Annotated in this window: 14 protein-coding genes; 10 read left to right on the plus strand and 4 right to left on the minus strand. The window is 47.1% G+C overall.

Translation table 11 applies throughout. From position 1 onward, the window contains the following. Positions 1 to 20: 20 nt before the first annotated feature. A complete protein-coding gene (locus KNO85_RS01190; protein WP_214786225.1) occupies positions 21 to 1,319 on the minus strand; it encodes a methyl-accepting chemotaxis protein in 1,299 nt (432 codons plus the stop codon). Between the two features lie 169 nt (positions 1,320 to 1,488). Between KNO85_RS01190 and KNO85_RS01195 the strand changes: the two genes are divergently transcribed. The 5 genes from KNO85_RS01195 (at position 1,489) to KNO85_RS01215 (ending at position 6,776) form a co-directional block, all read left to right on the plus strand. Beyond that, positions 1,489 to 2,814: a hypothetical protein gene (locus tag KNO85_RS01195; protein ID WP_214786227.1), complete on the plus strand. Its 1,326-nt coding sequence runs from the start codon at positions 1,489 to 1,491 to the stop codon at positions 2,812 to 2,814. 80 nt (positions 2,815 to 2,894) lie between these two features. Next, the gene (rpoE, locus tag KNO85_RS01200) at positions 2,895 to 3,374 is read left to right on the plus strand and encodes a DNA-directed RNA polymerase subunit delta (RefSeq protein ID WP_214786229.1); all 480 of its coding nucleotides are present in this window, start codon (positions 2,895 to 2,897) and stop codon (positions 3,372 to 3,374) included. Positions 3,375 to 3,621: 247 nt separating this feature from the next. After that, positions 3,622 to 5,217 (plus strand): CTP synthase, encoded by a 1,596-nt coding sequence (locus tag KNO85_RS01205; protein ID WP_214786231.1) that lies wholly within the window; start codon positions 3,622 to 3,624, stop codon positions 5,215 to 5,217. A 139-nt stretch (positions 5,218 to 5,356) separates the two neighbouring features. Then, complete coding sequence (locus tag KNO85_RS01210; protein ID WP_214786233.1) at positions 5,357 to 6,199, plus strand: TVP38/TMEM64 family protein; 843 nt, start codon at positions 5,357 to 5,359, stop codon at positions 6,197 to 6,199. A 31-nt stretch (positions 6,200 to 6,230) separates the two neighbouring features. Further along, positions 6,231 to 6,776 (plus strand): GNAT family N-acetyltransferase, encoded by a 546-nt coding sequence (locus KNO85_RS01215; RefSeq protein ID WP_214786235.1) that lies wholly within the window; start codon positions 6,231 to 6,233, stop codon positions 6,774 to 6,776. Between the two features lie 3 nt (positions 6,777 to 6,779). Here the strand turns inward: KNO85_RS01215 and KNO85_RS01220 are convergent, their stop codons facing one another. The 3 genes from KNO85_RS01220 to KNO85_RS01230 all read right to left on the minus strand — a co-directional run bounded on the left by KNO85_RS01220 (position 6,780) and on the right by KNO85_RS01230 (position 9,111). Then, positions 6,780 to 7,532, minus strand: coding sequence for a helix-turn-helix transcriptional regulator (locus KNO85_RS01220; protein WP_214786237.1), 753 nt, complete (start codon positions 7,530 to 7,532; stop codon positions 6,780 to 6,782). Positions 7,533 to 7,578: 46 nt separating this feature from the next. Then, positions 7,579 to 7,785, minus strand: a complete 207-nt coding sequence (locus KNO85_RS01225) for a hypothetical protein (protein WP_214786239.1) — start codon at positions 7,783 to 7,785, stop codon at positions 7,579 to 7,581. 210 nt (positions 7,786 to 7,995) lie between these two features. Continuing rightward, positions 7,996 to 9,111, minus strand: a complete 1,116-nt coding sequence (locus KNO85_RS01230) for an NADH-dependent flavin oxidoreductase (protein ID WP_214786241.1) — start codon at positions 9,109 to 9,111, stop codon at positions 7,996 to 7,998. A 261-nt stretch (positions 9,112 to 9,372) separates the two neighbouring features. Here KNO85_RS01230 and KNO85_RS01235 point away from each other — a divergent pair, with 261 nt between their 5' ends. The 5 genes from KNO85_RS01235 (at position 9,373) to fsa (ending at position 13,789) form a co-directional block, all read left to right on the plus strand. After that, on the plus strand, positions 9,373 to 11,031 hold the full coding sequence (locus tag KNO85_RS01235) for a glycerol-3-phosphate dehydrogenase/oxidase (RefSeq protein WP_214786243.1): 1,659 nt from the start codon (positions 9,373 to 9,375) through the stop codon (positions 11,029 to 11,031). 127 nt (positions 11,032 to 11,158) lie between these two features. After that, the gene (locus KNO85_RS01240; RefSeq protein WP_214786245.1) at positions 11,159 to 11,518 is read left to right on the plus strand and encodes a YxeA family protein; all 360 of its coding nucleotides are present in this window, start codon (positions 11,159 to 11,161) and stop codon (positions 11,516 to 11,518) included. Between the two features lie 91 nt (positions 11,519 to 11,609). Then, positions 11,610 to 11,969 (plus strand): response regulator, encoded by a 360-nt coding sequence (locus KNO85_RS01245; protein WP_214786247.1) that lies wholly within the window; start codon positions 11,610 to 11,612, stop codon positions 11,967 to 11,969. A gap of 161 nt (positions 11,970 to 12,130) precedes the next feature. Beyond that, positions 12,131 to 12,985 carry a class II fructose-1,6-bisphosphate aldolase gene (gene fba, locus KNO85_RS01250; RefSeq protein WP_214694578.1) on the plus strand — a complete coding sequence of 285 codons (855 nt, stop codon included), beginning with the start codon at positions 12,131 to 12,133 and terminating at the stop codon, positions 12,983 to 12,985. Between the two features lie 153 nt (positions 12,986 to 13,138). Then, positions 13,139 to 13,789 carry a fructose-6-phosphate aldolase gene (gene fsa / locus KNO85_RS01255; protein ID WP_214784819.1) on the plus strand — a complete coding sequence of 217 codons (651 nt, stop codon included), beginning with the start codon at positions 13,139 to 13,141 and terminating at the stop codon, positions 13,787 to 13,789. The last annotated feature ends 18 nt before the right edge of the window (positions 13,790 to 13,807 follow it).

The raw sequence follows: 13,807 nt of genomic DNA on the forward strand, positions 1-13,807 counted from the left end.
GCGGACCGTGCCTTGTTTGTTTACTGCATCTCAGAGGTCGATAGTAGGGAAGAGGTCAAGTGAGATAACCCTTGTGTCGTCTCGTTGATCGATGAAATGGTCTCAACCATCTGACTGAGGTCTTGTTTATTTCGTTCGAAGGAAAGGACGTATTGACCCATCTCTTCTTGAACGGTCGAAAAACCAGATTTGACGGCATTCAGTTGACGCATCGCTTCATCATTCGTTTGATGCATTTGTCCCATTTGATCGAGGAGTGCTGCAATATTCGTCTCGTTTTCATGAATGAGTACATTGATTTGACTGCTCAGTTGTTTCGCGTTTTCCGCCAGTGTGCGTACTTCGGTGGCGACGACGGCGAATCCTTTGCCGTGTTCTCCTGCACGAGCTGCTTCAATCGAGGCGTTCAAGGCGAGCAAGTTCGTTTGGTTGGCGATTTGTTCGATGCTCTTAGTCATGCTGACGATTTCTTGAGAACCATTTTTTAGAGCGGTGATGCGATCGAGCGAAGTGTCGACGTAGGTGGCCGACTGTTTGAATTCGACTTCCATCTGTTCGATTTGTTCGCCGTTCGTGTGCGTCAACGTCATCAAATGACGGCTCATCTTTTCCGTTTGCTCGGTTTCCGCAAGAACTTGGTGCGCGCGATCACTCGTTTCAGACATCGCTTGTCCCGTTTGCTCCATCGTGGTGGCGACTTCTGAACTGACGCGTGAGACATCGCTTAAAAGCGCGGCACGGGATTGGTTCGCAGACTCGAGTTCGTCGAGACGGGCATTGACGTATTGTTCGGTGACGATTTGCGCATCTAAGTTCATCGCGTGCGATAACGCCAAAAGAGATTCTGTCAAAGTAGCCGGGTCATGTTGATACGTCTCGACGACTTTCGGCACGAGGAGTGTGTTAAAAGCAGAATATGTCGCGAGGAACCAGACGACAGGGACCGCGAAGTGGTGGTGCGTTTGCCCCATCCGTTTCCGCATCGCTAAAAATTTGTCATCGATGTTCCCGGTCAATAAACTACGGAAATAATCGGCGAATACGTTTTTCAAACGCTCTCTCGTTGATGAGGCGTTTGCGATTCGAACCATTTCGGGTTGAAGCATCAAGTGGTCGAGTACGTTTTCTAGTACATCGTCAAGTACTGACTCGACGAGTGGAGCCATATCTTGCAGTCGTTTTACTTGAGAGGCCGTATACCCCATATAGTGAGCACGTCCGCTCAAACTCGAGTCAGCTGGTTTAGCGATTGTTTGGATTTCAGGAAAACCGGTAGTTGCGACGAAGTGATTGGATGTTGTCTTGCGAAAAAGTGCCATGTATTGTTCTCCTTCTCTTTTATATCTAAATTAATGTTCTCTTCTATATCGGCAAAAGATTGAAGAAACTGAGAAGTTAATGTGTTGTGAAAAAGGTTCATAGACGAATGGAACTGGGAAAGGATGATTGAGGACAGAATATCCAATCTCAATGTAAGGAGTGTGTCCCATGAAAAACATGGTTGTCCTATTGACGATTGTCAGTGCCCTGAGTAGCCAAATTCTTCCGCAAATCTTGTTTTTGTCCATTATGGCAGTCGAAGAAGGAGTCGGACGATTGATTCCATTCCTCATCTTTTACGTATCGAGCATGTCAGGTCTTTTATTGTGGGTGTATGTTATCGGACGACGGGGTTCAAAGGATACATTTCTCATTGCCTTGTCTGTGCTCGTCGTCGGTCTCGTTTGCTTTGTGCTTCCCTTTGACAGCGCCATTGAATGGAGCGCATTCTTGGTCGGCGTTGGCTCGATTGGGGTCGGTACAATCATGACGACCATTCTCTCGCAATTGAACGAGCTGAAGCCTGCAGAAGATTCGGAGTCAAAAGAAGAGGGTGGCAGTTCGTGGCCGTTGGTTCTTATGTTAGTCGGTTGGATTGCGGTGTTCTCGTATGCGTTGACGCAGTCGTACAATCTTGCCATTGCCCTGTTCCTAGTGAGTCTCATTTTGCCGTGGCTGTTCGTACGAAAGTTACCGCTCCAAAAATCTGCGACATGGCAGTTTGATACGCGTTCCTTTCTCCTTGCATTTATCGCGGTCACCGTCTTTACATTGATTAGTCGCCTGCTTAGTCTCTTAGAAGGGGCGCGTGGCTATATCGAAGTGTTTGGCTTAATGATCATTTTGCTCGTCTATGTCGGTTGGTTACTGTTGCAAAAGCGGGTTCGTGATTTTATCGGCGCAAGTCGTACCCGGCAGGTTCAATTATTATCGTTTGTGATTGGGTTGTTCGGTGGCTGGACGTTAATCGGAGCCGTCTTTGTCAGTCTTGCTCTATATTCGTTCCAAGTTCTCATCTTTTATGTGTTCGTTCCATTTTTAGCCGGTGTCATCGGTTGGATTTTATTTAGTCGCATCTTTGATTTTGCGCGCCATCCGTACATCGTCTTGTTCCTATCCTCGCTCTTCTTTTTCGTTGGCTTTATCGAGCCACTTGCTTTCATACCGGTATTGTTTGTCAGTGGTTATACGCAGACGATGTATTCGAGTGTCAGTCATACGTATTTGTTTGACCAGTATGGGGAAAACCAAGAGTTCGCGTCGTTACTGCTACAGCTGTGGAAACGATTTGGCATGGTCGTGGCATATTCATTCTTAATGATTGGGTTGCTCGGTTATGGTTTGTACGTCGGTCAAACGGTCAACGAAGAATTGTCGTTCCAGATTCCACGCGCGTGGATGTTTGGTGTCTTAGGGATGACATGGGTGTTTAATATCGGATTGATCAGTCTGTACTGGTTCCGCACTAAAACCGAGACATCACATGAATCATAATTTCCTCTAGCTTTTTTACATCGCTTTTGTTTATAATGAGGAGTGATGTTTAACTAGTGACGGAAAAGGAGTGTCCTTTAATGAATAAATCGTTGATTGATTTCGTTTATGAACTTCTCCAAGAAACTGGCGAGCAGCCTGTTTCTTTTGATGAGATTCGCGAAAAAATCAAGCAAAACTATACGTTTGCGAGTGAAGACGAAGAACTCGAGAAAATCGCACAACTTTACACCGATTTGAACATCGACGGGTTGTTCGTCAATTTGGGAGCAAACCGTTGGGCGCTTCGCGTATGGTACCCATTCGACAAGTCGGATGAAGATCTCGTCATCGAAGCACGTCAACGTGGTGAGCTTGACGAGTTCGAAGAAGAGTTTGAAGAAGCAGACGAAGGCATCGTCGATATCGAAGATGACTTGGATGTATTCGCAAAAGTAGAAGATTACGATTCATCTGAATTTGACGATGAGGACGAAGAAGAAAAAGTAGAAGGCCTTGACGACTTCAAGGACGATGACTTGGACGACGACCTCGATCTCGAAGACGAGGATGATTTATAAGAGACCGCAAAAAGCCGGGCATCGCGCCCGGCTAGGCGTGTCTCTTTTTCTTTTTTAGTCGTTTTCATCGACTTGAAAAAAAGAAAAAATAATATCTTGACGACTGTATCGTCTCTGGCGTAAATTAGTCATGGGCTAGTTTAGCACGTAACGATGCAGCAAAAGTGTCCTCCATTCACGGGGGCACTTTTGCTTTTTTTGTTTTTTCGTTTCCCGATGGTTGGTATTCAAGAGAGGAGAAAGAAACATGACAAAGTACATTTTCGTAACAGGCGGGGTAGTATCTTCGCTCGGTAAAGGGATCACGGCAGCTTCACTCGCGCGTCTACTCAAAAATCGAGGACTCAACGTCACGATTCAGAAGTTTGACCCATACATCAACATTGACCCAGGTACGATGAGCCCATATCAACACGGAGAAGTATTCGTCACAGATGATGGTGCTGAGACTGACCTTGACCTCGGACACTATGAGCGTTTCATCGACATCAACTTGTCGCAAAACGCGAACGTCACATCAGGGCGCATTTATTCGACTGTCTTGAAGAAAGAGCGTCGTGGAGACTATAACGGTGGAACGGTTCAGGTCATTCCTCATATCACGAACGAAATCAAAGACCGTGTCTTCCGTGCAGGACGCGAGACGAACGCCGATGTCGTTATCACGGAGATTGGTGGAACAGTCGGGGATATCGAATCCCTTCCGTTCATCGAAGCGATTCGCCAAGTGAAGAATGACATCGGGAAAGAGAACGTCATGTACGTCCACTGTACACTCGTTCCTTACCTTCGTGCCGCAGGTGAAATGAAGACAAAACCGACACAGCACAGTGTCAAAGAGCTTCGCAGTTACGGGATTCAACCGGACATCATCGTCCTTCGTACTGAGCACGATATCCCAGAAGACATGCGTGAGAAAATCGCACTCTTCTGTGATACGCGCAAAGAGGCGGTCATCGAGGCGCAAGACGCATCGACACTTTATGAAGTACCACTCAACCTTCAAAAACAAGGAATGGACCAACTCGTCAACGACTACTTCGGTTTCAATTCACCGGCTGCTGACATGACGGCGTGGAAAGAACTCGTCCACACGGTCACACACCTTGAGAAGAAAGTGAAAATCGCACTCGTCGGGAAATATGTCGAATTGCGTGATGCGTATATCTCGGTCGCGGAAGCACTCAAACATGCGGGTTATGCGTTCAATGCGGATATCGACATCGACTGGATCAACGCGGAAGACGTGACGACTGAAAACGTCTCGGACATCCTCGGCGATGCGGACGGAATCCTCGTCCCAGGTGGATTCGGTGAGCGTGGAATCGAAGGGAAGATTGAAGCGACACGTTTCGCTCGTGAAAACAACGTCCCATTCTTCGGGATCTGTCTCGGGATGCAACTCGCGACGGTCGAGTTTGCCCGTAACGTCTTGAAGTTGGACGGCGCGCACACGGCTGAAATCGATCCATCGACTCCGTATCCGATCATCGACCTTCTTCCAGAACAAAAGGACATCGAAGACCTTGGGGGTACACTCCGTCTCGGACTCTACCCATGTAAACTTGAAAAAGGGACGAAAGCACATGCGGCTTACGATCAAGAGCTCGTGTACGAGCGCCATCGTCACCGCTATGAGTTCAACAACGAATATCGTGAAGCGTTCGAAGCAGAAGGCTTCAAGTTCTCAGGTACGAGCCCAGACGGTCGTCTTGTGGAAATCATTGAGATTCCAGAACACAAGTGGTTCGTGGCATCACAGTTCCACCCTGAGCTCATCTCACGTCCAGAACGTCCACAACGTCTATTCCATGACTTCATCCAAGCTTCACTTGGAGAATAATGAATTGAAAGCCACGACCCATTACGGGTTGTGGCTTTTTTCTACGCCAAAAGCATGAGAGGGAAGGTGCCTTTGGCATGATACATCACCTTCACTTTGTGGGTACACTAGAAGTAGAACGGGGAGAGGGCGATGGCTTATGAAAGAACGACATTCGATTTATCTAGGGTATGGGCTGGGGCTTATCGCGCTCAGTCTGTTGCCGTTCGTCGTCTTGCCTTCCCTCTTATTGCCGTACCAACTTGGATGGACAGGCGTTGTCTTACTCGCGCTCTCAGTCGGGCTCCTTCGGTCGATTCGCGACGGCTCCAACATGATCTTGAAGCAGATGTGGAAAATCACGTTCTCTCTCTTCTTGATCTTCGTTCTCGTCTATTATGTCTCGTTTGGACTCGTTCTTTATGACACATATGGGTTGGATCGCCTATTAGAACAGTATGAACGGCAAGCGGTATGGGTATTCGCAGCATTCAGTTTTTTACAACCGATTGCGTTACCCGTCCCGGAAGCGGTCAGTGTGCCGATCGGGAGCGTCGCTCTCGGACCGTTTCGTGCCGCTTTAGTCGGGAGTGTGTCGACCACGCTTGGCATCTTTGTCATGTATGGTCTGGCCCGATTCGGCCGTGAGCGAATCATTCGTTGGGTCGATGAGGAGAAGTTAAAGACATATGACCGATATGTCGAAAAGTATGGTCTTGGCATCTTGCTCGTCTTGTTCATTATTCCGATTTTACCGGATGAGGTCATCTGTCTGGCCGCAGGGTTTAGTCGCGTTCCGTTCCCGCGCTTTGCGGGGATTGCGTTCGGCGCAAAAATCGTCACATCGTTCGGACTCGCTTATTCTGTCTCGATTGGGCAATTGTTTATGACGGGCTCGAGTCCGATTGCCATCGTCTCAGTCATGGCAAGTTTGATCGTGTTGATTCTCGCGTTCATTTGGCGCAAACGGAAAAAAGGAGATTCAAACGGTACGCAAGAATAAGGTAAGGACGCTATATAGAAAGGAAGACAAGATGAGACAAGATCAAGAAGTGGTCATTCGACCGATTGAAGAGCAAGACTTATCACGACTATGGGAATTGATTTATCGAGAGGCGACACCGGAATGGAAACAATGGGATGCGCCTTACTTTGAACATAAGGCGATGTCTTATGAGGAATTTCAGCAAATCGAACGGTCGTTTATCCAGAAGGAAGACATGTGGGTCATTGAAGTGAATGGAACGGTATATGGGACCGTTTCTTACTATTTTGAAGATGCCGGACGAGAGTGGCTCGAGATAGGCATCATCTTGCATCAGCCAGACCGCTGGAATCGAGGAGTCGGGACGCGTGCCCTTCGCTTATGGAGCGAGCATTTATTTGAGACGTTACCTGTCGTCCGTGTCGGCTTGACGACGTGGTCCGGGAATGAGCGAATGATGCGAGTCGCTGAAAAAGTGGGAATGCAGCTCGAAGGTCGAATCCGTCAAGTGCGTGTCGTGAACGGGAAGCGCTATGATTCGATTCGGATGGGCATGTTACGAGAAGAGTGGAACGAAAAAACGTTGAGGATCTGAACCTCAACGTTTTTTCTTATGGTGTGATTGACGATACTGTAGGGGAGTCATGTCTTTATATGCTTTAAATGTACTGATAAACGTTGTACATGAAGAGAAACAATACGATTTCGCTATGGAACAAATGGGCGATGAGGTCGCGATTAAATCGTTCATCGAAGCCTCAATCCGACGTCTACGAATGCGTTCTGCAATTGTTTCACCCGTCTCTTGCTTGAACAAAGAAGATAAATAATTGTTAGACAACCCAACTCCAATCGCTACACTTGATAGAGATAAAGAAGAGTCGGTCAAGTGTTCTTCAATCAGTTGAATGGCAGACAAGACGCGATGATCGGAAGAAACTTGTGGTGAAATAAATGACATCATCTTAGCCAATGACTCAGTAATGACAGGGATCGCATAGACGAAATCGAGTGGTGTGTGCAATTCATCGACCAGTTTCAGCAATGCACTCGTGTATGAAAGTGATGTCTGAACATTTAAATTGGAAGCAGGAACAAGGCGACTTACATGATAGGTGAGTCCTCGAAAGTAAAGTCGAATTCCGTGATACTCATCAATCATAGGATGCTTTAACAAATCAAGTGTCAATGTCTCTAACAGTGTATTGGCTAAACGGAGTTGATTACTTTGAAGAGCTCGTATAATTTGCTCATCCAGTTCGTAAAAATTGTCTATATAGCTTTGGTCTGTGAAATGTCTCATCTCTCTCGAGAGATGAGTTAAAAACTGTTGTCGGATTCGATTTTCCATATAACGGTTCACTTCTTTCCTTGCGGGTAGAAGCGATCAAGAATGCTTATTTAGAAGCATGTCGTTTCGTTAGCTGTTTTAGCTCCGCGATTTCTTTAGCAAGTGCTCGTTCATGTGATTCAGAAGAAGTTTGCATCTGTTGCTGAATGGCCTGTTTTTGTTGTCGAAATGCATCTGTTCTTTGCTTAGAATGTTTTTGGTACTGACGGTGTTGTTCATGGTGTAAATTAAAATCTACTGGTTGATCGGCCATAAGATAGAATGCCCCTTTCAACAAAAAATCAAACAGACTGACCCAACGCATCGTCAATACTAGATTAAAATTGTGTGATAAATGTGAAAAGTGGAATACATAAAAATTAGAAGGAAAAACAAATAAAAATGTGGCGAATATGTGTCCAAAATGTGTCCGTGGAAATGAAAAAACGACAGACATAAAAAGTGTCTGTCGTACAACGAAGCATTATTTTACTTTTTGATCTTTAATCGGGAACCAACCGGCACGAGTCGTGATTGCATTCCAGAGTGGGGCTGGCACGGCGAGTTCGGCTTGTTTATCCAAGTCGAGTTCTGTCTCGATTTCGTCTTCGCGGTCTGTTTTCACCTTCTCGAGCCATTCTGGGTCGATGATGAGTTCGCGACCGAGCGCGGCGAGGTCGACAACGTCGAGTGCATCTTCCACTTGCCCAGGACGTTGGAGCTGTCCGACCCCGATGAGTGGGATAGCGCCGTTGATCCGTTTGGCAATCCGATCGATGGAACGCTCTGTGACGTTTTCGTCACGCATCGAAGCTGTGTTGAAGTTCCAAAGAGAAGCGTGAATATAATCGACGCCTTCTTCTAAAATCATATCAAGCAGGACATCTGTGTCATCAAGTGTGATTCCTGGCTCTTCAATCTCTTCTGGTGAGAAGCGATAACCGATTAAGAAGTCTTCTGCATCTGCTGCGGCTTCTTTGACACGGCGAATGACTTCGCGTGGGAACGTCAAACGACCATGGACATCACCGCCGAAGCGATCTTCACGGCGATTCGAGTGTGGTGAGAAGAATTGTTGAATCAAGTATGTGTTCGCTCCGTGAATCTCGACTCCGTCAAACCCGGCTTCGATAGCGCGACGAGTCGCTTCACCGAACGCATCGATGATGGCTTCGACTTCTGACGTCTCGAGCGCACGTGGTGTGACGGCGCCTTCACGAACAGGTGCGACCGCACTTGCGCTCACTGGTTGTTCGTTCGGGACGAGTTCAGGTGGCGACATACGTCCTGCGTGGAAAATTTGAAGAATGGCTTTTGCGCCTTCTGCTTTTAAACTTTCCGCCAATTGACGAAGACCTGTGATGAATTTGTCATCATTGACCCCGAATGCGTTCGGGAATCCTTTCCCGTCTTCTGTCACGTACGCGCAAGCCGTTATGGCGAGCCCGACGTTTTGTGCACGTTTCCGATAATATGCGAGCTCGTGCTCAGATACTTCGCCCGTTGGTTCTGATGAGTAGTGCGTCATCGGCGCCAATACAAGGCGGTTCGGTACTTCAACGCCATTTTTAAACTGAAAAGGTTGTAACATACGTTTCATCTGAAATCCTCCTTCAACATGATACCTTGAAGTCTAAGCTTCTCGATTGCAAAATGCGAGTCGGATGCTTGTGAAACGACACATTGCAGATTGATCAAGCGTAAGAGATGATTGAACTCAAAAGAATAGGGTATAATACAGGAGAAAAGTTGATATTCGGTTCGAGACAATAGAGAGACCACAACAGAAGGGGGAAGCCTTATTTTTGTTGTGGTCTCTTTTTCTATTCATTGAACCGTACTTACTATAGGAGGGAATAAGATGGAGATCAGAAATTTCTCAGCAAAAGAACGAGCGAAACGATATGAACAACTGACAAGTGAACGTCATGACGTTCTTGTTGTCGGTGGAGGGATTACCGGAGCGGGGATTGCGCTTGATGCGTCGTCGCGTGGGATGAAGACAGCCGTTCTTGAGATGCAAGACTTTGCAGCAGGGACGTCAAGCCGTTCGACGAAACTTGTTCACGGGGGACTCCGCTATTTGAAACAATTCGAAGTGGCGCTCGTCGCAGAAGTCGGGAAAGAGCGGGCCATCGTATATGAGAATGGTCCACACGTCACGACGCCGGAGCAAATGCTCTTACCGATGCACAAGGGAGGCACGTTCGGTCCATTCTCGACATCAATCGGACTCATGGTGTATGACTTCCTCGCAGGTGTAAAACGTGCAGAGCGTCGCATGATGCTCAAACCAGATGAAGTCATCAAAAAGGCACCACTCGTGAAAAAAGACGACTTGGTCGGAGGCGGCTATTACGTCGAGTACCGGACAGATGATGCACGATTGACGATTGAAGTGGCGAAAGAAGCAGCGAATCATGGTGCGCTTCTAATGAACTATGCGAAAGTGACAGGATTGATTTACGAAAACGGCAAAGTGGCCGGTGTACACGTCGAAGATCAGATTGACGGGTCGACGTATGACGTATATGCGAAGAAAATCATCAATGCGACCGGTCCATGGGTCGACGAGTTACGAGAAGAAGATAACTCGAAAAAAGGGAAGCAGCTTCGTCTAACAAAAGGGATTCACTTGGTCATCGACCAGTCGAAATTCCCACTCAAACAAGCGATCTATTTCGATACACCAGACGGACGCATGGTCTTTGCGATTCCACGCGGCAATAAAGCATACGTCGGAACGACGGATACGTTCTTCGATAAAAACAAAGCGCATCCACGCATGACGACGGAAGACCGCGATTATATTTTAGAAGCCATTCACTATATGTTCCCAGACGTCAATGTCACAGCGGATGACGTAGAGTCGAGCTGGGCAGGTATTCGTCCGTTGATTTATGAAGAAGGAAAAGACCCTTCTGAAATTTCACGTAAAGACGAAATCTGGCAGTCGGACAGCGGCTTGATCACGATTGCCGGTGGTAAATTGACCGGGTATCGGAAGATGTCAGAAACGGTCGTCGACCTCGTCGCAAAACTGTTGAAAGAAGAAGACGGTGTCGTCTACTTGGCAAGCCGGACGAAGCATATGCCGATGTCTGGTGGTCATGTCGGTGGATCGAAAGGCTTCAAAGATTTCCTTGAGAAGAAAACGAAAGAACTTCAAAATCATGGTCTAGACGCAAATCATGCAGAAGAACTCGTCCGTTTATACGGATCGAATATCGACCGCGTCATCGAACGGATGGACGCGAACGCATATGACCTTCCTGAAATCGTCTATGCGCAGTTGGTGTACGGCATCGAGGAAGAATCGGTCGTTCGTGCCATCGACTTCTTGATTCGTCGCACGGGAGCGATGTTCTTTGACATCGACTTCGTCCGTCAATACAAAGACGGCGTCCTTCGCTGCATGGCCGATGTCTTCAAATGGTCAGATGAGCGTTTGAAAGAGGAACGTGAAGAAGTCGAGAAAGAAATTGAAATCGCAGTTGTTCCAGTGACTGTCGAATCATAAAATACAATGCGTCATACGAGAGGTTCATTCTGAACAGGATGAACCTCTTTTTGTGGAATGGTTTCATGACTTCGGAATAACGGTATATCTCATAAGTAGTGATTCTTATGTTGAAGGAGAACTGTTTATGAAGAGAAATTTTATCGCCGTCTTGTTGATCGGCGTTCTAATAGTAGTAGGCTGGCGCTATGTCGACGTGGATCGCCTGTTAACGGATGTGTATTATGTAAAAGTCCCGAATGCGGAAGTGGCGACACAGACGTCGAACGGGTATCGATATGACCTCATCGGCTACGATGAAGACGGGAAGAAGCGACCGTTAGCCATTTCTACCCCATCATTGTTAGCAGAAGGAGACTTTTTAAAAGTATTTGTGAAAGAAGAATCTCCCGAAGTGACCGATTATGAACGAGTGAATGCACTGGAAGTACCTAAGCAGTTAAAAGAAGAGCAAGAAGAGAGCAAATCCGAGTCATCGTTCCCTTGATTTCAAAAGATAGGCGTCGCGAAAAAGAGACGAGTTTGGTATGGTTAAATTGTTTGATTATGGAAAATGATGAATGAAAGAAGGGACATGCATGTCACGGATGTTGATTGCAGACGACCAGGATGGAATTCGTACGATGCTCGCACAAGTGTTCACGAACATGGGTGTTGACGTGGACACGGCGCAAGACGGCATCAAAGCCTGGGAGTTTTTAGAGAGAGAACGATACGACTTAGTACTTCTCGATATGAACATGCCGCGTATGTTCGGTCATGAAGTATTGCGTCGGATGAGAGAACACGAACTAGAGACACCTGTCATGATCATGACGGCGTTCGGGGAAGAAACGGTGATTGACGAGGTGCGTCGTCTCGGAATTGCTGCGCAATTTGAAAAGCCATTTGATATATACGGAATGATTGAAAAAGTGAAGGAAGTCTTGGAAATTTGACGTTTCGTCACCAAGATGACATATGTAAACGCTTGCGCTAAGCCATTTCTATGCCCGAATAGCATAGGCACATGTTTTACGGTGTGTTATAATGGGAACGAATTGCACGGGGGAACTTTTCCCAAACGTGTATAATAGCGAACAGACAGGAGGATGTCATTATGCCATTAGTATCAATGACAGAAATGCTTAACAAAGCATTCGAAGGCAAGTATGCAGTAGGCCAATTCAACATCAACAACCTCGAGTGGACGCAAGCGATTCTTCGCGCTGCGGAAGACGAGAAATCACCAGTAATCCTCGGTGTATCAGAAGGTGCAGCGAAGTACATGGGTGGCTTCACAACAGTTGTCAAAATGGTTGAAGGTCTCATGCACGACTACAACATCACTGTTCCAGTTGCAATCCACCTTGACCACGGTTCTTCATTCGACAAGTGTAAAGCAGCGATCGACGCTGGATTCACATCAGTCATGATCGACGGTTCACACCACCCGATCGACGAAAACGTTGAAATGACGAAACAAGTTGTCGAGTACGCGCACGCTAAAGGCGCTTCTGTTGAGGCAGAAGTCGGTACAGTTGGCGGCGAAGAAGACGGCGTCATCGGTGGTGTACAATACGCTGACCTCGAAGAGTGTGTACGTGTTGTTAAAGAAGCGAAAGTGGATGCACTCGCTGCAGCACTCGGTTCTGTACACGGACCATACCAAGGTGAGCCGAAGCTTGGCTTCAAAGAGATGGAAGAAATCGCGAAAGCGACACAAACTCCACTCGTTCTTCACGGCGGATCAGGTATTCCTGAGCACCAAGTTAAAAAAGCAATCGAGCTCGGACACAGCAAAATCAACGTCAACACAGAGTGCCAACAAGAGTGGACTCGTGCGGTACGTGAGAAGCTTGACGCTGACTCGAAAGTATATGACCCACGTAAAGTTATCGGACCTGGGATCGAAGCGATCTACAACGTCGTAACTGGCAAAATGCGTGAGTTTGGTTCTAGCAACCAAGCATAATCCTGTTTGATCAAGTCGGTTCTCTATGAGGACCGACTTTTTGTATATTTCGGCTTTCCTCAGGCTCGGAATCTGACAAAGGGTGTAGTAATTCACCTGTTCTTTCCTCATAATAGAGATTGTAAGCGATCACAAATGAAGGAGGAGACACATATGCGTTTTTTCATTGACACAGCAAATGTGCAAGACATTAAACAAGCTCACCAAATGGGCGTCATCGGAGGCGTGACGACGAATCCATCGCTCGTCGCCAAAGAAGGTGTCGACTTCCATACAAGACTTCGTGAAATCTGTGAGATCGTCGGGGATCTCTCGGTCAGCGCGGAAGTTATTGCACTGGATGCAGAGGGAATGGTGGAAGAAGGAAAGGAACTTGCTGCCATCGCGCCGAATATTACGGTAAAGGTACCGATGACACCAGCGGGGATGGAAGCGGTGAAACAGTTCAAAGAGCTCGGGATCAAAACGAACGTGACGCTCATCTTTAACGCGAACCAAGCGTTACTTGCGGCACGTGCCGGCGCTTCGTATGTTTCTCCATTCATCGGACGTTTGGATGACATCGGTCAAGATGGACTCGATCTCATCGAGACGATTGCCAACATTTTTGCGATTCATGGCATCGAGACAGAAATCATTGCGGCATCTGTACGTCACCCGGTTCATGCGACGAAAGCCGCACTCCTTGGGGCTGATATTGCGACAGTCCCTTACAAAGTCATCGAACAGATGATGAAACATCCGCTCACAGACAAAGGCATTGAGCAGTTCTTAGCGGATTGGAACAACGCTCAATCCAAATAAGTCCGTCGTAGAAAGGTT

The sequence above is a fragment of the Exiguobacterium sp. s124 genome, from assembly GCF_018617485.1.
Lineage (GTDB): Bacteria > Bacillota > Bacilli > Exiguobacteriales > Exiguobacteriaceae > Exiguobacterium > Exiguobacterium aestuarii.

Coding starts and splice junctions, on each gene's coding strand:
- KNO85_RS01225 (WP_214786239.1), bottom strand. CDS start 7,785: ATGGCCGATCAACCAGTAGATTTTAATTTACACCATGAACAACACCGT.
- fba (WP_214694578.1), top strand. CDS start 12,131: ATGCCATTAGTATCAATGACAGAAATGCTTAACAAAGCATTCGAAGGC.
- fsa (WP_214784819.1), top strand. CDS start 13,139: ATGCGTTTTTTCATTGACACAGCAAATGTGCAAGACATTAAACAAGCT.
- rpoE (WP_214786229.1), top strand. CDS start 2,895: ATGAATAAATCGTTGATTGATTTCGTTTATGAACTTCTCCAAGAAACT.
- KNO85_RS01215 (WP_214786235.1), top strand. CDS start 6,231: ATGAGACAAGATCAAGAAGTGGTCATTCGACCGATTGAAGAGCAAGAC.
- KNO85_RS01190 (WP_214786225.1), bottom strand. CDS start 1,319: ATGGCACTTTTTCGCAAGACAACATCCAATCACTTCGTCGCAACTACC.
- KNO85_RS01235 (WP_214786243.1), top strand. CDS start 9,373: ATGGAGATCAGAAATTTCTCAGCAAAAGAACGAGCGAAACGATATGAA.
- KNO85_RS01220 (WP_214786237.1), bottom strand. CDS start 7,532: ATGGAAAATCGAATCCGACAACAGTTTTTAACTCATCTCTCGAGAGAG.
- KNO85_RS01195 (WP_214786227.1), top strand. CDS start 1,489: ATGAAAAACATGGTTGTCCTATTGACGATTGTCAGTGCCCTGAGTAGC.
- KNO85_RS01245 (WP_214786247.1), top strand. CDS start 11,610: ATGTCACGGATGTTGATTGCAGACGACCAGGATGGAATTCGTACGATG.
- KNO85_RS01205 (WP_214786231.1), top strand. CDS start 3,622: ATGACAAAGTACATTTTCGTAACAGGCGGGGTAGTATCTTCGCTCGGT.
- KNO85_RS01230 (WP_214786241.1), bottom strand. CDS start 9,111: ATGAAACGTATGTTACAACCTTTTCAGTTTAAAAATGGCGTTGAAGTA.
- KNO85_RS01240 (WP_214786245.1), top strand. CDS start 11,159: ATGAAGAGAAATTTTATCGCCGTCTTGTTGATCGGCGTTCTAATAGTA.
- KNO85_RS01210 (WP_214786233.1), top strand. CDS start 5,357: ATGAAAGAACGACATTCGATTTATCTAGGGTATGGGCTGGGGCTTATC.